The sequence below is a fragment of the Simplicispira suum genome, from assembly GCF_003008595.1.
GTDB classification, from domain to species: Bacteria; Pseudomonadota; Gammaproteobacteria; order Burkholderiales; family Burkholderiaceae_C; genus Simplicispira; species Simplicispira suum.
This window is the reverse complement of the sequence record NZ_CP027669.1, coordinates 444,088-468,146: the sequence shown is the minus strand read 5'-3', so window position 1 is coordinate 468,146 and position 24,059 is coordinate 444,088. Positions and strand designations below refer to the sequence as shown.

22 protein-coding genes and 1 pseudogene are annotated in these 24,059 nt (G+C 65.7%); 17 read left to right on the top strand and 6 right to left on the bottom strand.

What is annotated here, in order from left to right:
* Positions 1–18: 18 nt before the first annotated feature.
* The 4 genes from C6571_RS02220 (at position 19) to C6571_RS02205 (ending at position 2,893) form a co-directional block, all read left to right on the top strand.
* On the top strand, positions 19–1,272 hold the full coding sequence (locus C6571_RS02220) for a lipoprotein-releasing ABC transporter permease subunit (protein ID WP_106445244.1): 1,254 nt from the start codon (positions 19–21) through the stop codon (positions 1,270–1,272).
* Positions 1,273–1,496: 224 nt separating this feature from the next.
* Positions 1,497–2,204, top strand: coding sequence for a lipoprotein-releasing ABC transporter ATP-binding protein LolD (gene lolD / locus C6571_RS02215; protein ID WP_106445243.1), 708 nt, complete (start codon positions 1,497–1,499; stop codon positions 2,202–2,204).
* Between the two features lie 10 nt (positions 2,205–2,214).
* Positions 2,215–2,547 carry a DMT family transporter gene (locus tag C6571_RS02210; protein ID WP_106447991.1) on the top strand — a complete coding sequence of 111 codons (333 nt, stop codon included), beginning with the start codon at positions 2,215–2,217 and terminating at the stop codon, positions 2,545–2,547.
* Positions 2,548–2,557: 10 nt separating this feature from the next.
* On the top strand, positions 2,558–2,893 hold the full coding sequence (locus C6571_RS02205; protein ID WP_106445242.1) for a thioredoxin family protein: 336 nt from the start codon (positions 2,558–2,560) through the stop codon (positions 2,891–2,893).
* On the opposite strand, the gene C6571_RS02200 is transcribed toward C6571_RS02205, so the two are convergent.
* On the bottom strand, positions 2,848–3,675 hold the full coding sequence (locus C6571_RS02200) for a lipo-like protein (RefSeq protein ID WP_106445241.1): 828 nt from the start codon (positions 3,673–3,675) through the stop codon (positions 2,848–2,850). The two genes, C6571_RS02205 and C6571_RS02200, sit on opposite strands and share 46 nt — an antisense overlap.
* An 87-nt stretch (positions 3,676–3,762) precedes the next feature.
* Between C6571_RS02200 and C6571_RS02195 the strand changes: the two genes are divergently transcribed.
* The 8 genes from C6571_RS02195 (at position 3,763) to C6571_RS02160 (ending at position 12,349) form a co-directional block, all read left to right on the top strand.
* Positions 3,763–4,596 (top strand): TatD family hydrolase, encoded by an 834-nt coding sequence (locus tag C6571_RS02195; protein ID WP_211300689.1) that lies wholly within the window; start codon positions 3,763–3,765, stop codon positions 4,594–4,596.
* A 26-nt stretch (positions 4,597–4,622) separates the two neighbouring features.
* Positions 4,623–5,183, top strand: coding sequence for a DNA-deoxyinosine glycosylase (locus C6571_RS02190; RefSeq protein ID WP_106445239.1), 561 nt, complete (start codon positions 4,623–4,625; stop codon positions 5,181–5,183).
* Between the two features lie 16 nt (positions 5,184–5,199).
* The gene (locus C6571_RS02185) at positions 5,200–5,973 is read left to right on the top strand and encodes a class I SAM-dependent methyltransferase (protein ID WP_106445238.1); all 774 of its coding nucleotides are present in this window, start codon (positions 5,200–5,202) and stop codon (positions 5,971–5,973) included.
* 36 nt (positions 5,974–6,009) lie between these two features.
* Positions 6,010–7,833 carry a type IV pilus assembly ATPase TfpB gene (tfpB, locus tag C6571_RS02180; RefSeq protein ID WP_106445237.1) on the top strand — a complete coding sequence of 608 codons (1,824 nt, stop codon included), beginning with the start codon at positions 6,010–6,012 and terminating at the stop codon, positions 7,831–7,833.
* Entirely contained in the window at positions 7,805–9,550 is a 1,746-nt protein-coding gene (gene treF / locus C6571_RS02175; RefSeq protein WP_245901363.1) for an alpha,alpha-trehalase TreF, read from the top strand. The genes tfpB and treF overlap by 29 nt, the downstream gene beginning before the upstream one ends.
* Positions 9,551–9,639: 89 nt before the next feature.
* The gene (locus C6571_RS02170) at positions 9,640–10,956 is read left to right on the top strand and encodes a DUF3422 family protein (protein ID WP_106445236.1); all 1,317 of its coding nucleotides are present in this window, start codon (positions 9,640–9,642) and stop codon (positions 10,954–10,956) included.
* 11 nt (positions 10,957–10,967) lie between these two features.
* Positions 10,968–11,393: an acyl-CoA thioesterase gene (locus tag C6571_RS02165; RefSeq protein WP_106445235.1), complete on the top strand. Its 426-nt coding sequence runs from the start codon at positions 10,968–10,970 to the stop codon at positions 11,391–11,393.
* The gene (locus tag C6571_RS02160) at positions 11,390–12,349 is read left to right on the top strand and encodes a DMT family transporter (protein WP_106445234.1); all 960 of its coding nucleotides are present in this window, start codon (positions 11,390–11,392) and stop codon (positions 12,347–12,349) included. Before C6571_RS02165 ends, C6571_RS02160 begins: the two co-directional genes overlap by 4 nt.
* Positions 12,350–12,355: 6 nt before the next feature.
* On the opposite strand, the gene C6571_RS02155 is transcribed toward C6571_RS02160, so the two are convergent.
* Together C6571_RS02155 and C6571_RS02150 are read right to left on the bottom strand one after the other, a co-directional pair.
* Positions 12,356–13,408 (bottom strand): M48 family metalloprotease, encoded by a 1,053-nt coding sequence (locus C6571_RS02155; protein WP_245901361.1) that lies wholly within the window; start codon positions 13,406–13,408, stop codon positions 12,356–12,358.
* Between the two features lie 11 nt (positions 13,409–13,419).
* Entirely contained in the window at positions 13,420–14,025 is a 606-nt protein-coding gene (locus tag C6571_RS02150; RefSeq protein WP_106445233.1) for an SH3 domain-containing protein, read from the bottom strand.
* A gap of 58 nt (positions 14,026–14,083) precedes the next feature.
* Here C6571_RS02150 and C6571_RS02145 point away from each other — a divergent pair, with 58 nt between their 5' ends.
* From C6571_RS02145 to C6571_RS02125, 5 genes are all read left to right on the top strand, one after another.
* Entirely contained in the window at positions 14,084–14,914 is an 831-nt protein-coding gene (locus tag C6571_RS02145; protein ID WP_106445232.1) for an SDR family oxidoreductase, read from the top strand.
* Between the two features lie 56 nt (positions 14,915–14,970).
* Positions 14,971–16,113, top strand: coding sequence for a TRAP transporter substrate-binding protein (locus C6571_RS02140; RefSeq protein WP_245901360.1), 1,143 nt, complete (start codon positions 14,971–14,973; stop codon positions 16,111–16,113).
* Complete coding sequence (locus C6571_RS02135; RefSeq protein WP_106445231.1) at positions 16,110–18,773, top strand: bifunctional diguanylate cyclase/phosphodiesterase; 2,664 nt, start codon at positions 16,110–16,112, stop codon at positions 18,771–18,773. The genes C6571_RS02140 and C6571_RS02135 overlap by 4 nt, the downstream gene beginning before the upstream one ends.
* 175 nt (positions 18,774–18,948) lie before the next feature.
* Positions 18,949–19,776 carry an undecaprenyl-diphosphate phosphatase gene (locus C6571_RS02130; RefSeq protein ID WP_106447987.1) on the top strand — a complete coding sequence of 276 codons (828 nt, stop codon included), beginning with the start codon at positions 18,949–18,951 and terminating at the stop codon, positions 19,774–19,776.
* 8 nt (positions 19,777–19,784) lie between these two features.
* A complete protein-coding gene (locus tag C6571_RS02125) occupies positions 19,785–20,630 on the top strand; it encodes a MipA/OmpV family protein (RefSeq protein ID WP_170094656.1) in 846 nt (281 codons plus the stop codon).
* Positions 20,631–20,752: 122 nt separating this feature from the next.
* On the opposite strand, the gene C6571_RS02120 is transcribed toward C6571_RS02125, so the two are convergent.
* The 3 genes and pseudogenes from C6571_RS02120 to C6571_RS02110 all read right to left on the bottom strand — a co-directional run bounded on the left by C6571_RS02120 (position 20,753) and on the right by C6571_RS02110 (position 23,870).
* The gene (locus C6571_RS02120) at positions 20,753–21,655 is read right to left on the bottom strand and encodes a sulfurtransferase (protein ID WP_106445229.1); all 903 of its coding nucleotides are present in this window, start codon (positions 21,653–21,655) and stop codon (positions 20,753–20,755) included.
* A 60-nt stretch (positions 21,656–21,715) separates the two neighbouring features.
* A complete protein-coding gene (locus tag C6571_RS02115) occupies positions 21,716–22,633 on the bottom strand; it encodes a DMT family transporter (RefSeq protein WP_106445228.1) in 918 nt (305 codons plus the stop codon).
* Positions 22,634–22,740: 107 nt separating this feature from the next.
* Positions 22,741–23,870, bottom strand: a pseudogene (locus C6571_RS02110) (aromatic ring-hydroxylating oxygenase subunit alpha).
* Between the last annotated feature and the right edge of the window lie 189 nt (positions 23,871–24,059).

The following is a 24,059-nucleotide window of genomic DNA, read 5'->3' as shown; positions in this document are numbered from 1 at the left end:
GGGCACAATCGCGCCTTCATGCAAATCCCTTACGAACTTGCGCTGGGCTGGCGCTACACGCGCGCCGGTCGTGCTACGCGCCGCAACGGCTTCATCTCCTTCATCTCGGGCGTCTCCATGCTGGGCATTGCGCTTGGCGTGGCGGCGCTGATCATCGTGCTCTCGGTGATGAACGGGTTTCAGAAAGAGGTGCGCGACCGCATGCTCAGCGTGGTCTCCCACATTGAAATCTTTGCGCCCGGCGGCGCGGCCATGGCCGACCCGCAGTTGACCATGCAGGAGGCGCGGCGCAATCCGCAGGTGGTTGGCGCGGCGCCCTACGTGTCCGCCCAGGCGCTGCTGGCGCGTGGCGAAGACATGAAAGGCGCGCTGGTGCGCGGCATCGACCCGGCGCACGAGGCCGAGGTGACCGACCTGGCCAGCGCCAACGCGGCGGCCGTGGCGCAGCTCGCGCCGGGCGCGTTCAAGGTGGTGCTGGGCGTGGAGCTGGCGCACACCCTGGGCGTGGAGGTGGGCGACCTGGTCACGCTGATTGCGCCGTCCGGCCAGGTGACGCCGGCCGGCGTGGTGCCGCGCCTCAAGCAGATGACGGTGGCCGGCACCTTCAACTCGGGCCATTACGAATACGACTCGGCGCTGGTGCTGCTGCACATCGAGGACGCCGAGCGCATCTTCCGCCTCGAAGGTCCGACCGGTGTGCGCCTGCGCCTCTCGGACCTGCACCAGGCGCGCGATGTGGCGCAGCAGCTCGCCGCAACGCTCAGCGGCAACCTCTTGATTCGCGACTGGACGCAGCAAAACCGCACCTGGTTTGCGGCGGTGCAGCTGGAAAAACGCATGATGTTCATCATCCTGACGCTGATCGTTGCGGTGGCGGCGTTCAATCTCGTCTCTACCCTGGTGATGACGGTGCAGGACAAGCGCGCCGACATCGCCATCCTGCGCACGTTGGGTGCCAGCCCGCGCAGCATCATGGGCATCTTCGTCGTGCAGGGCGCCATGGTGGGGGTGATCGGCACTTTGGCGGGTCTGCTGCTGGGCCTGGGCATTGCCTACAACATCGACGTGATCGTGCCGGCCATCGAGCAGCTGCTGCACGCAAGTTTCTTGCCCAAAGACATCTACCTCATCAGCAAGATGCCCAGCGAACCGCAGCAGTCCGACATCCTGCCGATTGCGCTGATCTCGCTGGTGCTGTCCTTTGTCGCCACGCTGTACCCGAGCTGGCGCGCCAGCCGCGTCAACCCGGCGGAGGCGCTGCGCTATGAGTGAGCAACACCCCCCTGAGACGCTGCCCGTCTCGGCGCAGCCGCCAGAAGCGGCAACCCTTCGGGCACGTCCAGGCCTGCGCAGGCAGGTCTGGAGCCGCAGCCCTCAGCCCCCGCTCTCGCATTGCTGCCCAATGCGGGCAGGGGGACGCAGCCAGCGCGGCGGGGCGGCCCTTGCGCGGCTGCCCTGGCCTGGCGAGCGCCACTGTCATGCTATGGATAACTGAGATGAGTGCCGTGAAAAATGACGTTGTTTTGCAGGTGCGCGGCCTGACCAAGCGGTTCACCGAGGGACGGCTGGACGTCACCGTGCTGCAAGGTGTTGATCTGGACGTGCATGCCGGCGAGACCCTGGCCATCGTTGGCGCCTCGGGCTCGGGCAAGAGCACGCTCTTGCACCTGATGGGCGCGCTCGATGCGCCCACGTCGGGCAGCGTGCAACTGCTGGGCCAGAACCTGGCGCAGCGCTCCGCGGCTGAGCAGGGGCTATTGCGCAACCAGCACCTGGGCTTTGTCTACCAGTTCCACCACCTGCTGCCCGAGTTCAGCGCACTCGACAACGTCGCCATGCCGCTGCGCATCCGCCGCCTGCCCTACGCGGAATGCACGCACCAGGCGGCGCAAATGCTGGCCCAGGTGGGTTTGCGTGAGCGCGTGCAGCACCGCCCGGCCGAGCTCTCAGGCGGCGAGCGCCAGCGCGTGGCAATTGCGCGCGCGCTGGTCACCAAGCCCGCCTGCGTGCTGGCCGACGAGCCCACCGGCAACCTCGACCGCAGCACGGCAGAAGGCGTGTTTCAGCACATGCTGCAACTGGCGCGTGAGCAGGGCACCGCCTTTGTCATGGTGACGCACGACGAAACCCTGGCCGCGCGCTGCGACCGGGTGCTGCGCCTGGTGGCGGGGCGGCTGGTGCAAGGCGCAGGCGTCCCAGCTTGAGGTGCGCGGCGTGAGCGTTTACTGGATTCTGAGCACCGCCATCGTGGCCGAAGTGGTGGCCACGTCGGCGCTGAAGGCCAGCGCGGGCTTCACGCGCCTGCTGCCCTCGACCATCGTGGTGCTGGGCTACGGCGCGGCGTTCTATTGCCTGTCGCTCACCTTGAAGACCATGCCCATCGGCGTCGCCTACGCCATCTGGTCGGGCTTGGGCATCGTGCTCATCACCCTGGCGGGATACGTGCTGTACCAACAGTCCATCGACTGGGCAGCCGGTATCGGCATGGCGCTGATCGTGGCGGGCGTGGCGGTCATTCAGCTGTTTTCCAAGACGGCTGCGCACTGAGGTGGGCGCGATGGACGCCATCTCCTGCGAGCAAGCGCTACAGAAACATGTCCACGCTGCGGCAGCGATGCTGCTGTTTGGCGGCGCCCACTGCGGCGTCTGCCAGGTGCTGCGTCCGCGCCTTGAGCGCGAGATGGCGCAGCATTTCCCGCAGGTCGCGTTGGCCTATGTCGATTGCGCAGAGGCACCCCGCGTCTGTGCCCAGCAAGGCGTGTTCAGCCTGCCGGTGCTGCGCTTCTATCTGGACGGCAAACTGGTCCTGGAGCGGGGACGGCATGTCAGCGTGCAGGAGTGGTTGGCTCAGGTCGAACGCTTGCTTGCGCTTTCCGCAGGCGACGAGGCCTGAACAGAAACCGAAACGTCCTCGGCCTCCCAGTGCATGCGATGGAAGTCGAAACCTTCGGCCAGTGCCGGTTTGACAATGTCGAAATAGGGCGAGACATCAAAGTCGCGCGGTACAAACAAGCGTCTGTTGCGGATGTGGTAGATCGTCTCCATCACTGCGTGCAGGCGCTGCGCATCCTGATGGCACTCCGCCGTGATGGCCGGCAGCACCGGGTAGTTGACGCTCTGGAAGGCCTCGGCGATCAATGAGGAGCAAATCGCCCGTGTGGGGTCGCCACTGCCCAGCGCGAGCAGGCGCCGTCGCCAATGCCCATGCACTGGCAGGGCTGGCAAAAAGTAGCGCGCCAGGTCGAACACGTTGCGCAGATCGTATTGGGCACCGAGCTTGCTGGTGATCTCAAGCAGCACTTGCTGCAGGTCGGTGGCGCTCAAGCCGACGGGACGGCAAATGCGCGTCGGGTACGTGGCGTAGTGCGACAAAGGGCGCTTGCAGACGCCGTCGATCATGTCGGCCTCGATCAGCAGATACGGCTCGCCAAGTGCGTTGCATCCGCCCAGCTGTGGACCGACAAAGAACGCCGCATGCGACCAGGTGGACTGCGTGAAATACTTGATGACGGTGGAGACACGGCTGTTGCCTTCCACTAGCAGCACATCGCCCGGCCGCAGCTGCTGCGCGAGCGCTCTGCGATCGGTGGGCATGCCGGTCTGAATGCTGCTGTGCGGCTGCGACAGGTAGCGTGCCAGCGCCTGCCCAAGGGAATGAAGAAGGCCGTGAAACATGGTGATTGCCAGAGCCGGCGCACGGGGGATGCGCCAAGGTAGCACGTTCAGGGCGCCCACGCAGCCGCTTGCGGCATGATGTTTGCGATGCCCCGCTGGATCGATACCCACTGCCACCTGGACGCGCGCGAGTTCGCGCACGATGTAGACGCCGTGCGCCAGCGCGCCCACGAGCGCGGTGTCGGCCACATCGTCATTCCGGCCGTGGACGTGCACAACTTCGACGCGGTGCGCGCGCTGGCGCACCGCTATGGCGACAGCTATGCGCTGGGCATCCACCCCCTGTGTTCGCCCGGTGCGGGCGAGGCCGATCTGCAGGCGCTCGAATTCGCCCTGGAGGCGGGCCGGAGCGATCCAGCCCTGGTGGCAGTGGGCGAAATCGGCCTCGACCACTTCGTTCCCGAACTCGACGCCGAGCACCAGGAGGCGCTGCTGCGCGCGCAACTGCGCCTGGCGCGGCGCTTTGATTTGCCGGTGCTGCTGCATGTGCGCCGCTCGGTGGACCGGGTGCTCAAGGCCTTGCGCGAGCTGCCGGTGCCGGGCGGCATTGCGCACGCTTTCAATGGCAGCGAGCAGCAGGCGCGCCAGTTCATTGCGATGGGATTCAAATTGGGTTTTGGCGGAACGCTCACCTTTGACCGCGCGCTGCAGGTGCGCCGCTTGGCGCAGGCGCTGCCACCCGAGGCCATCGTGATGGAGACCGATGCCCCCGATATTGCGCCGCACTGGCTCTACCGCACCGCCGCCGAGCGGGCCGATGGCCAGGCCCAGGCGCGCAACGAGCCGGGCGAACTGCCGCGTATCGCCGAACTGCTGGCTGGGCTGCGTGGCGAGACGCCCGAGGCCTTGGCGCAGCAAACCTGCCGCAATGCACAAGCCGCCTTGCCGAAGCTCGAAAATTTGATAAAAAATGGCCTGTAACGCTTATGAATAAAGCGCAATAAGCTATGAATGTTGTAGCAAAAAATTTTCCCCCCTACGCGCTGCCTGCGGTACACACCGGACTGGCTCCGGTGGTGGGGCCAAACACCGTGCTCCTGGTGCTGGGCAGCTTCCCCAGCGCCGCGTCGCTGCGCGCCCGGCAGTACTACGCCTACCCGCGCAACCAGTTCTGGCCGCTGCTGGCTGCCCTGTGGCCCCAGCACCCGCAGCCCGGCGCGCACGACTATGTCGGGCGCTGCGCCTGGCTGCTGGCGCACGGCCTGGGTTTGTGGGATGTGTACGCCGCCTGCGAGCGCAGCGGCAGTCTCGACGCCGCCATCCGCCACGGTGAGCGCAACGATTTTTCCAGCATCACGGCGCAGTGCCCGCACCTGGCGGCCATCGCCCACAATGGCGGCGAGAGTGCGCGGCATGCGCCGGCGGTGCAAGTGGCGCTTGCGGGCGGCAAGGCCCCGCCGATTGCCAGCCACCGCCTTCCTTCCACCAGCCCGGCCCATGCCGCCTGGAGCTTTGAGCGCAAATGCGCGGCCTGGCACGCTGTCTTTGCTGCTTATGACCTGATCTGATTTATTATTTTCGCTGATGGTTTCCACCAAATCCCGCTCTACCGCCCCTGCCGAACTCCCCGAAGTCAGCGTCTCCGACGATGGCGAGGTGCGCCACCTGCACCTGGGAACGCCCTGGATTCAGGGCTCCATGCGCATCGCCGCGCCATTTGATCTGGAGCTGGAATACATCCAGCGCATGATGGCCTGGCTGCTGTTTGTGGACCCCGCCAGCGTGCGCGAACGCCATGCCATGCAGCTTGGCCTGGGCGCCGGCGCCATCACCAAGTTCTGCCACAAGAAGCTGCGCCTGTGCACCACGGCCATCGAGCTGAACCCGCAGGTGCTGGCGGTCTGCCGTGCCTGGTTCAAGCTGCCGCCCGACGGACCCAAGCTGCGCGTGGTGCTCGCCGATGCGGGCGAGGAAATCAAAAACGCGATGTGGCAGGGCACGGTGGACGCACTGGCGGTTGATTTGTACGACGACGACGCCTCCGCCCCGGTACTCGATAGCGAAGCCGCGTACGCCGACTGCCGCGCGCTGCTGACCGAAGACGGCATCATGACGGTCAATCTGTTCGGTCGCACATCGAGTTTCGTGCAGAGTCTGGAGAAGATGGCCTCGGTCTTTGGCGAAGATGCGCTCTGGGCGTTCAAGCCCACGCGCGAAGGCAACACCGTGGTGCTGGCCCAGCGCACGCCCACGCGCTTCAAGCGCGGCGAGCAGGCCGAGCGCTGCGCCGACGTACAGGCACGCTGGGGCCTGCCCACGGCGCGCTGGGTGCGCGGGCTGCGGCCGGTGCGGCTGTAACCAGACGCCCCGTCCAGCCTGCCGCAAAATACGCCCATGACCTCCACGCACGCATCCACGCACGCATCTGTCCACGCAGCCACCCTCGTCGCGAGGACAGATCGCCCCATCGGCCCGCTGCAATGGTTGCGCATTGTCGAGTGGCTGCGCACGGACGGCGTCATCAGCGAAGAGGAAGCCGCGCGAACCATCGCACGCTGCTCGCAGGCTGAGAGCAGCCAGCACCCGTTGGTGCGGCTCGACAGCGTGGCCATGTCGCGCGCCAGTGACGGCAAGCCGCTCGACATCGAAATGCTGACCGAGTATCTGGCCAAGCGCGTTGGGCTCGACTATCTGCGCATCGATCCGCTCAAGGTGGACGTGGGCAAGGTGGCAGACACCATGAGCGCCACCTACGCCGAGCGGCACAAGGTGCTGCCGGTGCAAGTGAGTCTCAAGGAAGTGGTTGTGGCCACGGCCGAGCCCTTCATCACCGACTGGGTGGGCGAGGTCGAGCGCCAGGCGCGCCGGTCGGTGCGCCGCGTGCTGGCCAATCCGCTGGACATCCACCGCTACACCGCCGAGTTCTTTGCGCTGGCCAAATCGGTGCGCGCGGCGCAAAAGTCGGGCGGGCAATCGGCCACCAGCAACTTTGAGCAGCTGGTCGAGCTGGGCAAGAGCAACAAGCAGCTCGATGCCAACGACCAGGGCGTCGTCAGGGTGGTCGACTGGCTCTGGCAGTACGCCTTTGATCAGCGCGCCAGCGACATTCACCTGGAGCCCCGGCGCGAGCAGGGCGTGATCCGTTTTCGCATCGACGGCGTGCTGCACCCGGTCTACCAGATGCCGCTGGGTGTGATGAGCGCCATGGTGGCGCGCGTCAAGCTCCTGGGTCGCATGGACGTGGTGGAAAAGCGCCGGCCGCAGGACGGCCGCATCAAGACGCGCAACCAGCGCGGCGACGAAGTCGAAATGCGTCTGGCCACGCTGCCCACGGCCTTTGGCGAGAAGATGGTGATGCGCATCTTCGACCCCGACACGGCGGTGAAAGACCTGGACGCCCTGGGCTTTACGCCCCACGACGCCAAGCGCTGGGAAGAACTCATCAAACGTCCGCACGGCGTCATACTGGTCACCGGCCCCACCGGTTCGGGCAAGACGACCACGCTGTATTCCACGCTCAAGCGCGTGGCCACCGAGGCGGTCAACGTCAGCACGGTGGAAGACCCGATCGAAATGATCGAGCCCAGCTTCAACCAGACGCAGGCCCAGCCCCAGCTCGATTTCAGCTTTGCCGAGGGCGTGCGCGCCCTGATGCGCCAGGACCCGGACATCATCATGGTGGGCGAAATCCGCGATTTGCCCACCGCCGACATGGCGGTGCAGGCGGCGCTCACCGGGCATCTGGTGTTTTCCACGCTGCACACCAACGATGCGCCCAGCGCCATCACGCGCTTGGTCGAGCTGGGCATTCCCAGCTACCTGATTCACGCCACGCTGCTGGGCGTGCTCGCCCAGCGCCTGGTGCGAACGCTGTGCAAGCAGTGCAAAGAGCCCGACGAGGCCGCCTCGCAGGAGGCGCTGGCCGAGGCCGTCAAGCCCTGGAAGCTCTCGGGCGACTACCGGCCCTTCAAACCGGTGGGCTGCGTGGATTGCCGCATGACCGGCTTTCGCGGCCGCATGGGCTTGTACGAACTGCTCACGGTGAGCGAGAAGTTCAAACGCGAATTGACCAAGGAGCCCTCGCTGTCCGGGATGCGCCGACAGGCCGTGGTGGACGGCATGCGCCCCTTGCGCCTGGCCGGCGCGCTGCGTGTGGCCGAGGGCCTGACCACGCTGGAAGAAGTGCTGAGTGCCACCCCGCCGCTGGAGCTGCGATGAGGCGCCGGGCATGGTGATGGGCACTCAGCCACCGCATTGCACCAGCTCGCGCACGCAGCGCGAACAACAGGCGGCGCTTGCGGCGCGCCCCGACGCTCTCTCTCCCGCAGACCGCTACCAGGAGTTGTTCGTCGCGGTGCAAAGCGGCGGCGTGTTTGACGACAGCAAGACCTTTGTCGATTGCGTTCCGCTTTCGGATCCAGCCGCGATTCTGGAAGCCTACCGCCAGGCGCACCATCGGCCGAACTTCGATCTGACGGGCTTTGTACACGCGCATTTTCGCGCCACCCGGCCGCCCAAATCCGAGTACGAATCGGTCCCCGGCCAGCCGCTGTGCACCCACATCGACGCGCTGTGGCCGGTGCTCACGCGCCACCCAAGTACGCACCCAGCCAATGCATCGATCCTGCCATTGCCCCGGCCCTATGTGGTGCCGGGCGGGCGCTTTGGTGAACTGTATTACTGGGATTCCTACTTCACCATGCTGGGGCTTGCCGAAAGCGGCCGCACCGATCTGCTGGCCGACATGGTGTGCAATTTCGCCTACCTGATCGACACCTACGGCCATGTGCCCAACGGTACGCGCAGCTACTACCTGGGACGCTCGCAGCCGCCGCTGTTTGTGCTGATGTTGGAACTCGCCGAGCAACACGGCGCGGCCCAGGCCGCAGACCACCGCAGCCAGTTGCAGCAGGAGTACGCGTGGTGGATGGCCGGTGCCCACGAGCTGTCGGACGCGAATGAACGCCCCAGGGCCCAAGCCTCACGCCGTGTGGTGCGCCTGCCCGGCGGCGCGCTGCTCAACCGCTACTGGGACGACCGGGATACGCCGCGAGAAGAGTCCTGGCTGGAAGACGTGGCCACCGCGCGCGCCTGCCAGCGCGAGCCGCAGGAGGTTTACCGCAACCTGCGCGCCGCCGCCGAGTCGGGCTGGGACTTCAGCAGCCGCTGGCTCAGCCAGATAGCCGCGCCCGCGCCTGCGCCCGAAGCCCCAGCGCAGCAACCGCAGCGCGCGGCTTCGGCGCGTTCGTTGACCGCCATCTGCACCACCGAGATTTTGCCGGTCGATCTGAATGCCTTTCTCTACAAGCTTGAAACCACGCTCGCCCGGCTGTGCCAGGACGCCGGCGACGCCGCAGCGGCGAGCGAGTACGCCGCCCAGGCGGAAGCGCGCCGACAAGCCTTGCTGGCGCTGTGCTGGGACGCCGGGCAGGGCGCCTTTTTCGACTACGACTGGCGCAAGGGCGCGCGCCGCAGCTGCCTGACCGCCGCCAGCCTGACACCGCTTTTTGTCGGCCTGGCCGAACCCGACCAAGCCGCAGCCATGGCAGCCACGGTGCGCGCGCGCCTGCTGGCGCCTGGCGGCCTGGCCACCACCGAATGTGGCAGCGACCAGCAGTGGGACCGCCCCAACGGCTGGGCGCCGCTGCAGTGGATGGGCATTCGCGGCCTGCAAAATTACGGCCACGCCGAGCTGGCCCGTGACATCGCCCACCGCTGGCTCAGCACCGTGGCCGAGGTCTATCAGGCCGAGGGCAAGCTGGTGGAAAAGTACGCCCTGCGCGAACTCCATGCGGACGCTTCGCACGGTGGTGGCGGCGGCGAGTACCCGTTGCAGGACGGCTTTGGCTGGACCAATGGCGTCACCCGCGCGCTGCTGGCCGAACACCTGGACCACGCGGCGCACAGCGCCTGCGCCCACACGGCGCCTGACTAAGTACCGGCACAATGCGCAGCGCGCGCTTGCGCCATCGTCAGCGCAACCGTGGTCTGTGACCGGCCCACACCACCCGCTTTTCGCAGCCCATGAATCTCTCCACCCGCACCGCACCCGTGAGGCAGCTTGTCAACCATCCTCAGCGCGCCGCGCTGCACAACGAAGTGCATGCCCGCCCGCCCGAGGCCGTCAAGGCGCCGCTGGCCTGCCTGCACATCGTGATGCTGGCCGACGCAGACATGCGCGAGGCCAGCCGGGCCCACCTCGCCAGCCTCTTGCGCGACCACCATGCACCCCTGCCCGACGCGCAAACCACCCATCTGCGCATGGATCTGGGCGCGTTTCGCGTGCGCTGGGAACTGCACACCGAATTTGTCGCCTGGACCTTCACCACGGCGCTGCGCACCGAGGGTTTTGGCGAGCGCGAGCCCACGGGTGTGGCCAACGTCATTCCGCTCGACTGGCTGGCCGCACTGCCGGGCCAATGCCTGTGCAGCCTGAACCTGTGGGTGCTTGAAAACAGCGATTTCGGCGACACCAGCCTGGTGGGCCATGTGCTCAACGAAGACACGCTGGTGGCCTCCACCGTCGCCCACGGCCACGGCGAGGTCTATACCGACTTTGCGCTGCACGCCGATGGCTGCGCCCGCATGGTGTTGCTCGTCGGCGGTATGACGCCCCGGCGCCTGGGCCGGCTGGTGCAGCAGCTCCTGGAGATTGAAACCTACCGCATGGCCGCACTGCTGGGTCTGCCGGCGGCGCGCGATGCCTCCACCGTTCTGGCCAGCGCCGAGCGCGAACTGGCCTCACTGGCCGACGCCATACGGACGGCAGACCACAACGCCGAAGCCGAACTGCTGGACCGCCTGACCCGGCTGGCGGGCAAGGTGGAGAGCCAGTTTGCCGCCACGCACTCGCGTTTTTCCGCCAGCAGCGCCTACTTCGAGCTGGTGGACCGGCGCATTGCCGACCTGCACGAGTCGCGCCTGGCGGGCATGCAGACCATCGCCGAATTCATGGAGCGGCGCCTGAGTCCGGCGCGCAGCACCTGCGCCTGGGCCTCGCGGCGGCAGGAGGCGCTTTCCCAGCGCGTCTCGCGCATCAGCAACCTGCTGCGCACCCGCGTCGAGATCGAGCAGCAGCAAAGCAGTCAGCAGCTCCTGGCCAGCATGAACCGGCGCCAGGACCTGCAGTTGCAAATGCAATCGACGGTGGAGGGCCTGTCGGTGGCCGCCATTACCTACTACATCGTCGGTCTGGTGAGCTACCTCGCCAAGGGCGGGCAAAAGCTTGGCTGGCCGCTGGCGCCCGAAACCACGGCGGCGCTGGCGATTCCGGTGGTGGCGCTGTCGGTGTGGTGGTCGCTGCGCCAGCTGCACCAACGCGTATTCCACCCCAAGCTCTGATTTTTATTCACATGCCACGCATCGTTTTTGAGCTTCCCGAGCGTTTCAGCTTTGAAACTGACATGCAGATTTATATCAGCCACGTCAACCAGGGCGGCCACCTGGACAACGCCCAGCTGCTGACCTTGGTGTCCGAAGCGCGGGTGCGATTCTTCCAATCACTCGGCTACCGCGAGTCGAGCGTGGAAGGCCTGGCGATCGTAGTGGGCGATATCGTGGCGCAATACAAGTCCGAGGGTTTTCACGGAGAGACCCTGCGGGTGCAAATGCTCCCCAGCGATTTCAACAAATACGGCTTTGATCTTGTCTTTTGCATGACCGAGCGCAGCAGCGGCCGTGAGGTGGCGCGCAGCAAGGTGGGCGTGGTGTTTGTCGACGCTGCCAGCCGCACGGTCGCTGGCATTCCCCCCGCCTTTCTGGCTCGTTTGAAAAATTGAATAAAAAAGTGCCTCCAGCGCTTGATGATGCTGCGCAAGCAGCTACAAAAAACAGAGCAATTGGCCTCAGCTTGGCGCTGCTGGGCGCGGTGGCCTTCAGTGGCAAGGCGATCATCGTCAAGCTGGCGTATCGCTACGGCGTCGATGCGGTCACGCTCATCATGTACCGCATGCTGTTTGCTCTGCCTCTGTTTGCCGCCATGGCGTGGTGGGCCAGCCGGGGCAAGGCAGCGCTGACCCGCAGCGACTGGTTGGGGGTGCTCGGCCTGGGGTTTTCGGGCTACTACCTGGCAAGTTTTCTCGACTTCGCCGGCTTGGCCTACATCACGGCGAGCCTGGAGCGCCTGATTCAGTACCTCAGCCCGACGCTGGTGCTGTTGCTGGGCTGGGCCGTGTATGGCCGGGGCGTTCGGCGCGGCCAGATGCTCGGCATGCTGGTGAGCTATTGCGGCGTGGCGCTGGTCTTTGGTCAGGAGGCCCTGCACCAAGGCCCGGACGCCGCCTGGGGCGCGCTGCTGGTGCTGGGCAGCGCCGCGAGCTACGCCGCGTATCTGGTCTACAGCGGCGAGATGGTCCAGCGCCTGGGTTCGCTGCGTCTGGTGGGCCTGGCCACTTCCGTGGCCTGTGTGCTGTGCCTGCTCCAGTTTGCCTTGCTGCGGCCCTGGAGCGCGGCGCTGGTGGCGCCCGAAGTGATCTGGCTCTCGGTGCTCAACGCCACCCTGTGCACCGCCGTGCCGGTGTTGATGGTGATGATGGCCATTGAGCGCATCGGTGCCAGCGCGGCCTCCCAAGCCGGCATGGTCGGGCCGATGGCTACCATTCTGATGGGCGTCTGGCTGCTGGGTGAGCCGTTCACTGCGGGTGTGGCGCTGGGCTCTGCCCTGGTGATTGCGGGAATTTTTGTGTTTTCGCGCGCCTCGGGCCCGGCGCGCGCCGCGCCCGCCGGGCGCCGCTGACCGGCGCTATTTCTTCTTGCGGTTGCGCTTGGTCTTTTCTGCGGTAGCGGCAGGTGCGGCCACCGCCGCTGCACCCGCCGCCGCAGCCGCAGCTGGGGCCGCGCCGCCCGAGCCTTGCAGGCGCTGCGCCACCGTCACCGGAGCCGTGCCCGTGAGCCCATCGAGCCGGTTGCCCATGGCCAGTTGCAATTGGTCCAGGCGCTGTTCGGCCGGTGGATGGGTGGCCAGCGACAAGGTGAACATGGGATTGCCCGGTGCGGCCGCACGCAGCACCTGAAGCGCGGCAGGCAAGCCAAACGGATCGAAGCCGCTGCTCGCTGCCAGCGCCACACCGCGGCGGTCGGCTTCAAACTCGTCGCCCTGGTCCAGACCGCGCGCGTACAGATTGCGCCCCAGCGCCAGCACCTGCGACGCCACCAGGTTGCCCACGGCATTGGTCTTGATTTGCGAAGCCACCAGTTGTGTCAGCAGCCCCGACTGCGCCGTTTTGCGCATGGCCTGCAGGTGGTGGCGCTGCGTGACATGGGTGATTTCGTGCGCCAGGATGCCCGCCAGCTCGGACTCGTCGGCGCAGCGGTCGATCAATCCCTTGGTCACGAACACATAGCCGCCTGGGGCGGCAAAGGCGTTGTAGCCGTTGTCGTCCAGCACCACGAAAGTCCAGGGCAGGTTGGGGCGCTCGGATTGCAGGCTGATCCAGCGCCCCAGCCGGTTGACGTAGGCCTGCAGCCGGGCATCGGGATGCAGCGGTTTGCTGCCCAGCAGCACGGCGGCGAGCTGGCGGCCAATTTTGATTTCGCTGGCTTCGTCAATGATCTCGGTCGAGCGCGTGAGCAAGCTGATGAGATCGTCGCCCTGGGCTGCAGGCGCGGCGGTGTTCCCCGAAAGCGTGCCAAGCAAACCGCCTGGCGACGATCCGCCGCCGACGCTGCTGCCCAGGGAGTTGAGCAGGTTCATGACGTTCTGGGCGGGGGCCAGGTTCGGTGCCAGCGCCAGAACGGTGCAGGCGGTGACAAGGCGAGCGCCGCGCAAGGCGCGGGAAGGCAAAAGCACAAACATGGTGATCACCTTCAATTGGGGCTGATGTTTTCGTTCATCGGGCTGAAGCCCCCCGCCGGCGCGCCGGGCGAAGCGGGGCGTGCGGGCTCAGGCAGTGCCGCCACGTGGTGCGTGCGCAGCGAGGCGCGGCTGGCAAAACGCTGCGCCTGGTCGGCGCTGACGCGCAGCTGCTCCGCCTGGCTTACCGCTGCGAGGTTGGGTTGGGCATTGGCGATGTCCTCGGCCTCCAGGCCGCGGATACCCACGGTAGACGTGGCGGTGGTGGTGCCCGAGCCGCCGCTGAGCAGACCGCCCAGGCTGCGCAGGCCGCTGGTGGCGGCGTTGCCGGCCGCTGGTGCCGCGCTGGCGCGCGTGCCCACGTCAAACATGTGCACCCAGCCACTGCCTGCCTGCGGCGTACGCACCTTGATCCACGAGCCCTTGCGCTCGCCTGTGCGCTCGACGGCACTGCCCTCGGCCAGGGCGCCCAGACTGGTCCCGCTGGTACCGGGCGCATCGCGCAGCTCGGTGGCGCGCTGAATGACCGAGCCGTCTTGCTGCGCAAGGGCGGGCAGCGCCCAAGCGGCGCCTGCCAGCAGTGCGGCGAGCCCTGCGCGCGAAATAAGGCCTGGTTTCATCAAGTGGACCCCCCGTATGATCATTGGATGCCAAACATGGCGAAGCGAGGCGATTGTTATGGATTTGGGTATTGCGGGCAAATGGGCGTTGGTATGCGGTGCCAGCAAGGGGCTGGGGCTGGGTTGCGCGCAGGCTCTGGCGCGCGAGGGCGTGAACCTGGTCATCAACGCACGCGGTGAAGCCGCTCTGGCTGCAGCTGCTTCTGAACTGATAGCTGTAAACGATGGAGCAGCAAGCGCTAGAGGCCTAAATCGGCCAAAAATCCGGGTGCTGACCGTGGCTGCAGACATCACCACCGAAGCCGGGCGCGAGGCGGCTTTTTCGGTGCCCGGCGGGCCGGGGCACGATTTCGATATGGTCGTGACCAACGCCGGTGGTCCACCGCCCGGCGACTTTCGCGATTGGGACCGGGACGCATGGATCGCCGCGCTGGACGCCAACATGCTGACGCCTATCGCCCTGATTCGCGCCACCGTCGATGGCATGGCGGCGCGCGGCTTTGGCCGCATCGTCAACATCACGTCGAGCGCGGTCAAGGCGCCCATCGATATCCTGGGCTTGTCGAATGGGGCGCGCAGCGGGCTGACGGGTTTTGTCGCCGGTGCGGCGCGCAGCGCAGTGGCCGGGCGCGGGGTCACCATCAACAATCTGCTGCCGGGCAAGTTCAATACCGACCGCCTGGCGGCCACCTTTGCCGGCACTGCAGCGCGCAGTGGCAAGACGCTGGAAGACGTCCGCCAGGCCCAGCGTGCCAGCATTCCCGCCGGTCGCTTTGGCGAAGCGGGCGAGTTTGGTGCCATCTGTGCCTTTCTGTGCAGCGTGCATGCCGGCTACATCAATGGGCAGAACCTGCTGGCCGATGGCGGGGCCTACCCAGGCGCTTTCTAAGCGCAGTTCAGGGCGTTGCCGTACGTCCTGTTCTTGTTTCTAAAGGAGGCTCCTTCATGCAGAATGGCTCCATGCTTGCTGCCTTTTGGGGCTTTTTGCTCCAGCCCGGATCAATGGCCTCATGGCTTGGACGGTTCGCCGCCCTGTTGGTGTTCACTGCGCTGTCGGTGGGGCCCGTCTGGGCACAATCCGCTGGAGCTTCGGCGCCTGCGCCGCAGTCCGCACCTGTGTATACGCTGCGCGTCGTCGGAGGCCTCGCAGGAGTCGCTCAGTTCACGCGGTTTGAGGAGCCTTTTTGGAACCACGAACTGGCCCGCCTGAGTGGCGGCCGTTACAGCGCCACCATCGTGCCTTTTGATCGCGCAGGCGTGCCTGGGGCGGACATGCTGCGTCTGCTGGAGTTGGGCGTCGTGCCTTTTGGCACCTTTCTGCTCTCGCTCAGCGGCCAGGTTCCCCAATATGGCGCGGCCGATCTGGTGGGGCTCAACCCCGACATGGCCAGTTTGCGCTCTAGCGTGGCAGTCTTTCGCCCGTACCTGGAGCGTGCGTTGCGCGAAGAACATGGCATTGAGGCGCTGGCGATTTATGTGTATCCCGCGCAAATGTTGTTTTGCAAGCAGCCGATCAAGCATCTGGCCGATCTGAGGGCGCGGCGGGTGCGCGTGTCCTCGGCCGGGCAGGCCGATTTTGTCGCTGCCTTGGACGCTACACCGGTGCATACGGCGTTTTCCCAGATTGTTGCCCGTTTCGAAGCCGGCACCATTGACTGCGCAATCACCGGCACGATGTCCGGCAATACCCTGGGCCTGCCCAGGCTGACCACGCATTTGTATGCACTGCCACTGAATTGGGGCATGGCCGTTTTTGGTGCCAATCGGACTGCGTGGGAGGCTTTGCCGGAGGATTTGCGCAGCATGCTGCGACGCGAGCTTCCCCGGCTTGAGAGCGCGATCTGGGCGGAGTCCGAGCGCGATACCGCGCAGGGCCTGGCCTGCAACAGCGGTGCATCCGGTTGCAAGGACGGAACGCCCGGCAAGATGGTCATCGTGCCTGCGACGGCAGAAGACCGTCGGCGCACCCAGGAGATTTTTGTCAAGGCCGTGCTGCCGCAGTGGTTGCAGCGCTGTGGCCCGCGCTGCGCTGAGATCTGGCAGCAGACGATCGGCCCGGCACGCGGCCTGGCGGTCACGCGCCCATGAAGGCAGTGCAGCCTTTGCGCATACGTTCCATCGTATGGGGTGTGGCGGCATTTTTCGTCTGCGCCTTGGCTGTGGCTGCCTCTGCCCTGATTGAGACGACACGCAACATCGCACTGAGCGAGAGCGAGACGCAGCTGGCCCGCTATGTTTCCGGTGCCGAAGCTGCGCTCAATCGCGCTTTTCTGAGCGTCGACGTGCTGCTCGCCAGCTCGGATGTCTTGCTCGATTTTGCGGGTGATGCCATGGACTGGGGACGGCCCGACACCGCGAGCGCTGTGCTGCAACGCACGGCGCGCCAGAACCTTGCGGTGCGGATGGTGGCGCTGCTGGATGCGCAAGGCCATGTCTTGGCATCGTCCACCCCGCGTGCGGCCGCGCTGGAGCTGCATCTGCCTGACGGTTTTATCGAGAAGGCGCTCGCGCCCGCCGTCTCTGAGCTGGTCTTCAGCGGACCCGTACGCAGCTTTGCCAGCTCGGAGAACGTCGTGTACATGGGCCGCCACCTGCGCGCGGCCAGCGGCGCCCGGTTGGTGGCCGTCGCCGAGGTGTCGGTTTCCATGCTCGCGTCGGTGCTGACGCAGGGCGCGCAGATTCCGCAGCTTGAAGTGGCGCTGGAGACCGGCAGCGGTGCGCTTTTGCTGGCGGTGCCGGACACTGCCGACGGCACACGCCGGCAGCCCGTGGCCCCCTTGCGAGAAGTCTTGCGCGAGAGCGGCGGCTGGGACACGCCGACGCGGCTGCGCGCCTTGCCCGGCCGGGTGCTGGCGCGCTCCATCATTTACGACGACCTGTGGATTTCCGCCAGCCTCCCGCGCCAGGCAGCGCTGGCGGGGTGGCGCAATGAGGCGATTGCGGTGGCATCGGTATCAGCCGTGTTTGCCCTGCTGCTACTGCTTGCTGGCGCCTTGTTTACGCGCTACGTGCAGCGCATGACCGACGCGCGCCAGGCGCTGGCGCAGTCCAAAATACAGCTTGACCAGGCGCTGGAGTCAATGATCAGCGGCTTTGTGCTGCTCGACAACCAGCACCGTGTGCAGCATTGGAATCAGCGCTTCGACGAGATCTTTCCCTGGATCGCCGGCGTGATGGCCCCCCAGTTGCCATTTCGCAAAATTCTTGAAGCCACCGTGGCCCACCATCTGCCGCAGGCGACTGCGTCCGAACGCGCCGCCTGGGTCGAGCGCCGGCTTCTGGCGCAACAGAACTCGGATGGACCGCACGAGCAGCAGCTGCCCAATGGCCGCACCCTGCAGATCATGGAACACCGCACGCCCGACGGCGGCATGGTGATCACCTACAGCGACGTGACCGACATGCGCCGCGCACGGGCCGAGATCGAGACGCTGGCTTTTTATGATCCGCTGACCGGGTTGCCCAACCGGCGTCTGTTGCTTGATCGCCTGGGCCAGGCCACGGAACGGGCGCAGCGTTCGAGCCAGCTGGGGGCGCTGCTGTTTCTGGACCTGGACCATTTCAAAACGCTCAACGACACGCGCGGCCACGAGATCGGCGACGAGCTGTTGCTGCAGGTGGCGCAGCGCCTGAGCGCCAGCGTGCGCAGCGCCGACACCGTGGCCCGCCTGGGCGGGGACGAATTCGTGATCATGCTCTGCGACCTCTCCAGCGGTGCAGTAGAGGCCGCCGCGCAGGCCCAGCGGGTGGCCGAGAAGCTGCTGCGGGCGCTGGAGCAGCCCTATTCCTTGCAGGGCCACAAACACCAGATTACCGGCAGTGTCGGGGCCACCTTGTTTGGCGAAGTGGCATGCTCGGCCGCCGAGCTTCTGCGTCAGGCCGACATTGCCATGTACCAGGTGAAGGCGCGGCGCGGCAATGGCTTGTGCTTCTTTGACCCGCAGATGCAAACCGCCATCAGCGACCGTGCCCAACTGGAAGTGGACCTGAAAAATGCCTTGCGGCAAAGCGAGCTGGTGCTGTACTACCAACCGCAGTTTGCCCAAGACAGCACCATGGTGGGCGCCGAGGCGCTGCTGCGCTGGCAGCACCCCGAGCGCGGCCTGGTGCCCCCTGGGGCTTTTATTGCTGCGGCGGAAGAGAGCGATCTGATCGTGCACATCGGCACCTGGGTGCTGCAGACGGCCTGCGCCCAACTGTTGCTGTGGCAGAGCGATCCGCTTTGCGAGAGGCTGCAGTTGTCGGTCAACGTGAGCGCGCGCCAGTTTCGCCATCCGGGCTTTGTTGACCTCGTTCTGGAGACCGTTGCCTGCCTGGGCTCCCGCGCCCATCTGCTCACCCTGGAGTTGACCGAGTCGCTGGTGCTGGACAACGTGGAGGAAGCCGTGGCTCGCATGCACCAGTTGCGTGCACGCGGAATCCGTTTTTCGGTGGACGATTTTGGTACTGGCTATTCGTCTCTGGCCTACCTCACCAAACTGCCTTTGCACCAGCTCAAGATCGACCAGTCGTTTGTGCGCAATCTGGGGGTGCGCCCGACGGACGACGTCATCGTGCAGACCATCATCGGCATGGCGGGCAATCTGGAGCTTGAGGTCATTGCCGAAGGCGTGGAAACCAGCGAACAGCGGGCCCTGTTGCTTGAATATGGTTGTGGTTATTTCCAGGGCTACCTGCTTGCGCGGCCGATGCCGGTCGAAGCCTTGTACGCCCTGTTGGCGCAGCGCACCGGAGGCATCGAAGCATGAGCGCTGCGGGGTTGTCTTGCGCCTGTTCCTGAAGTTTGCATGTCCAGCCTCGCTGCGCACTGGAGACCAGGCACCTTGCGCGCTGCGGCATTGATTTTCGGCTGCCGACGGCAAGGGATATCCCAAGGGATAATTCGCCATTCAAATCGGGTCCGTGTGGCCAAAGGAAGTGCGCGTGGACACAGTTTTGCTGCTCAAGGCAGCCATCATGGGTGTGGTCGAGGGGCTGACCGAGTTTTTGCCCATTTCCTCTACCGGGCATCTGATTCTGGCCGGCGCGCTGCTGGGCATGGACGACGACAAGGCGAAGGTCTTTGACATTGCGATTCAGACCGGCGCGATTTTTGCGGTGATCCTGGTCTATTGGCAGAAGATCCGGCAGACGCTGATAGCGCTGCCCACCCAGCCGCAGGCGCGGCGCTTTGCCCTCAATGTGTTGATCGGTTTTCTTCCGGCGGTGGTGCTCGGCTTGCTGCTGGGCGCGGCCATCAAATCGCACTTGTTCACCCCGCTGGTGGTGGCAAGCACCTTTATTCTGGGTGGTTTTGTCATTCTTTGGGCAGAGCGGCGGGCACCGATTGCCACCCGCGTGAACTCGGTGGACGACATGCAGCCGCTTGACGCGCTCAAAGTGGGCCTGGCGCAGTGTCTGGCCATGGTGCCGGGCACCAGCCGCAGCGGCGCCACCATCATTGGCGGCATGTTGTTGGGCTTGTCGCGCAAGGCGGCCACCGACTATTCGTTTTTTCTGGCCATGCCCACGCTGATCGGTGCCGGTGTCTACAGCCTCTACAAGGAGCGTGCGCTGCTGTCGATGCACGACCTGCCGGTGTTTGCCGTGGGCCTGGTTTTTTCGTTCTTGAGCGCCTGGGTTTGTGTGCGCTGGCTGCTGCGCTATATCAGCAGCCACAGCTTCGTGCCTTTTGCCTGGTACCGCATCGCGTTTGGCTGTGTCGTCATTGCAACGTGGCTGATGGGCTGGGTGCGCTGGGACGGGGCATGATAGCGGCCATGAAAATCCTCTTTCTGCCAACCGCTGCGGCGCTGTTTTGGGCGCTCTTTCTCCCCGTATCTGCGGCAGCTCAGCAAGCTCCCACCGCGCCGCTGCCGGCAGGGGAGTCGGGCTTTACCTGGGCACTGGGTCTGTCGGCATCCAACGGTCCGGACTACGCTGGCAGTGACAAGCGTGGCAGCAATCTGCGCCCGGTGATCGGGCTCGATATCGGCCGCTACACACTCAGCAGCGGCGGGGGCGGCTCGTTGCTCGACTTTGACCTGGAGCCACGCTACACGGGCGTCAGTGCCCGCCTGCTGGACGCCGAGCGCTTGAAACTGAGCGCTGGACTGCGCATTGGCGGCGGGCGGACCCATGATGCCGATTCGCCGCTGTACGGCCTGCCCGATGTGCGCAAAACACTGCGCGCGCGCCTGTCTGCCGCCTGGATGTTTTCGCCTGAACTGAGCCTGCGCAGCTCACTGAACCAGGATCTGCTGGGCCGCAAGGGCGGCACCACCTTGCAGACTACGCTGCAGTACGAATGGCAAATTACGCCGAGCACCGAAATCGGCTTGGCTGCGGGTTTTACCGTGGCTGATTCCACCCATTTGCGCAGTTTCTTTGGCGTGCCGGCCGACGTCGCGCTGGTGCGCACGCCGTTTGCGGCCTACGCGCCTGGCGGCGGCGTCAAAAGCACCGACTTGGGCATTGAGATCAAAAGCGCTGTCACTGACCGCTGGGTGGTCTTTGGCGGCGTTCGTTTCAGCCAGCTGCGCGGCGACGCGCGCCTCAGCCCCATCGTGCAAAAACCCAACGACTACGGTGTCACGGTGGGACTGGCGTACCGCTGCTGCCGCTAAAGCGGCCGATCAAACTCCCCTGGTCTTCGCTGCGCTCTCTTGGCGTGCTGCCAGGCTGCCTGCAAGCGAACACCTTGGCAGGGCCGCTGCGCTGAGCTTTGTCTTGGCGCCAGGCAAGGCAATCAGCCGCGTTCCACGGGCCGCGATGGGTCGCGGCACCATTCGCTCCAGCTTCCGGCAAAAAGTGCGGTGGGTGCGTAACCCGCCAGCTCCATGGCCAGCAGGTTGGGGTTGGCGGTGACGCCGCTGCCGCAGTGGTGCACCACGCCTTGCGGCAAGCGGTCGCCCAGCACGGCGGAGAATTCGCTGCGCAGTTGCTCGGCGCTTTTGAAGGTGCCATCGGGCAGGAAGTTTTGCGAAAACGGCCGGTTCAGGGCGCCTGGAATGTGGCCCGCAACAGGGTCCAGTGGCTCGACTTCACCGCGGTAGCGTTCGGCGGCGCGCGCGTCGATCAGCGTCTGGCCGGGCTGGCCCAGCCGCGCTTGCACCTGGTCCACCGTGCGCAGCTCGCGCAGCGGCTTACCCAGATAAAAACTGGCCTGAAAGTGGGCCGGTTCTTCGCCGCTGGCCAGCTCGCCGCCCGCAGCGCGCCAGGCCGGCAGGCCGCCGTCGAGCACGGCCACAGCGTCGTGGCCCGCCCACTTGAGCATCCACCACAGGCGGCCGCAGTAGGCGCTCGCGTTGCGGTCGTAAACCACGGCTTGCATGGTGTTGGAAAAACCCACGCTCGAGAGCCACACTGCAAAGCGTTCGCGTGTGGGCAACGGGTGGCGCCCCCCTGACATTGGCCGGTCGGCCGCATGCGCTGTGATGACGCTGCCGTCGGCGCCTGGTGCGCCGTGCGGAGCGCTCAGGTCTTCGTCCAGGTGGGCGTAGACGGCGCCGGGGATGTGGGCGTCCAGGAATGCGGCGCGGCCAGCCGAGGGCTGGGCCAGGTCAAAACTGCAGTCGAACACCATGCAGGCGGTGCCGCTGGCGCGCAGGGCCTGCAGTTGATTGGCGGAAATAAGGTGGGTGTAGGGCATGTCGGGAGGCAGAAATTTCGGTTTGCCCCTATTTTGGCCATAGGAAGCAAAGCGTGTGCGTCAGAGTTCTTCGGCAGGCGGCGCCGCCACGGTGCGTGCGCGCAGCACGGTGGCGAGAATGCCGCTGGCAATGATGAGCCCCATGCCCAGCCAGCCCAGCGGCGGGATCATGTCGCCAAAAAGCAGCATGCCGTAGAGCGCGCCAAACACGATTCCAGAATACTGCAGGTTGGCCACCACCAGCGTGGCGCGGGGGTTGTGGGCGCTGGCGTAGGCCAGCGTCATACACAACTGTCCGCCGGCCGCCAGCACGCCCAGCGGCAGCAGCCACAGCGCCGGCCAGCCGGGCCAGGGCGAGTAGCCGGTGGCCAGCACCACCGCGCCGCCCGCCACCACCGAGCCCACGGCAAAGTAGAACACCGTGCGCGATTCGGGCTCGCCCAGGCGCGAGAGTGCCACCACCTGCATGTAGGCCAGCGCCGCGCACATGCCCGACAGCAATCCGACGATGCCCCCCAGCGCCTGCTCCGGCCCCTGGCCGATGCTGGGGCGCAGCAGCAGCACCACGCCGATGAATCCGGCCGACACGGTCAGCAGCAGCGAGGTGTGCATCTGTGGTCGCGGTGTGTCGGGCGAGGGGCGCCAGGCCATGAGCGATCCGCCCACCAGGAAGGCGGCGATCCAGACGCTGCTCATGTAGTTGAGCGTGATGGCGGTGGCGAGCGGCAGGTGGGCAATGGCAAAGAACCAGCCACCCAAAGAAGTGACGCCCACCAGCGAGCGCCAGGCGTGCATGCGCGGGTAACGGGTGGCCAACGTCACGCCGCGCGAGCGCGCAAGCCACGCCATCAGCCCCATGCCAATCAGGCCGCGATAAAACACCAGCTCGGCCGAGGTGAAATACGCTGAGGCGTACTTCACACACACGCTCATGCTGGCAAACAGCAAGGCGGCAAGCACCATCCAAAGAGCTTTCATGGTGCCAAATATATAGGTGAAGTATTGTTTCAGCGCCTATTCAACGGGCGTTGATAGCTATTTAAAAATGAGCAAACTGGGTCCGTTCGCCTAAGCGGCCAAGCCGCTTAAGGGGTGGCTCCCATGGCTTTGCGGTACCACTCGTGGAAATGCTGCATGCCGTCTTCCATGGGGCTCTGGTAAGGGCCGACTTCGTTGTCGCCGCGCAGGTACAGGGCCTTGCGGCCGGCGTCCATGCGCTCGCCGATCTCGTCGTCCTCGAGGCAGGTTTCCATGTAAGCGGCCTGCTGGGCCTCGACGAACTCGCGCTCGAAGGCAGTGATTTCTTCGGGGTAGAAGAATTCCACCATGTTCAGCGTCTTCTCGGGCCCGATGGGGTGCAGCGTCGAAACCGTGAGCACATGTGGGTACCACTCCACCATGATGTGTGGGTACAGCGTCAGCCAGATGGCGCCGTGCGTTGGCGCCTGGCCGCTGCGGTAGTCCAGCAGTGCCTTGTGCCAGCGCTCGTAGACCGGGCTGCCGGCGCGCGCCAGACCGTCGGCCACGCCCACGGTCTGCACCGAATGGTTGCGGCCGAACTCCCAGCGCAGGTCCTCGCAGGTGACGAAGCTGCCCAGGCCCGGATGGAAGGGGCCGACGTGGTAGTCCTCCAGATAGACCTCGATAAAGGTCTTCCAGTTGTAGTTGCACTCGTGCAGCTCGACGCGGTCGAGGCTGAAGCCGGTGAAGTCGAGGTCGGCACGCGGGCCAAGCTCTGTCAGGTCGGCCGCCACGTCGTAGCCGTTGTCTTCAAACAAAAGCCCGTTCCACTCGCGCAGCGGGTAGTTCTTGAGGTTGAGGCAGGGGTCGTGCTTGAAATGCGGTGCGCCCAGCAGTTCGCCCTGGGGCTGTAGGTCCAGCGGTGCACCGGGCAGACGATGTTGCCGCCAGCGCTGCCTTTGGCGTGTTCCTGCAAGCTGCCGCGCCCGCCCAGCATGATGGCCTGGCGGTGGCGGCAAACATTGGAGATGAGTTCCACCTGGCCACCGGGCGCGCGCACCAGCGCCCGGCCTTCGGCCTCTTGCGGCAGGGCGTGGTAGTCGCCCGCTTGCGGAACGCTGAGCTGGTGCCCCACGTAACGCGGTCCGCGCTGGAACAGCGTGGCCATCTCGCGCTCGAACAGCGCTGCGTCGAAGTAGCTTGAAACTGGTAGTTGGCTGCCAGCCTGCTGCAGTCGAAGACTTAAATCAGACATGTTCGCAACTCCCCACAGGGAGAAACAGAAAACGGCAATTCAATGCGAAGGCCGGGCAAAAAAATAAACCGGCAGGGTGCCGGTTGGGGAATGAATGGGATTATAGATGGTGGGGTTATTGGTCGGCATGCCAATGTCCGCAGGTGCGCTGCGTGTATTCCGACGCGGCGAGCCGAGCGCTGACATGGC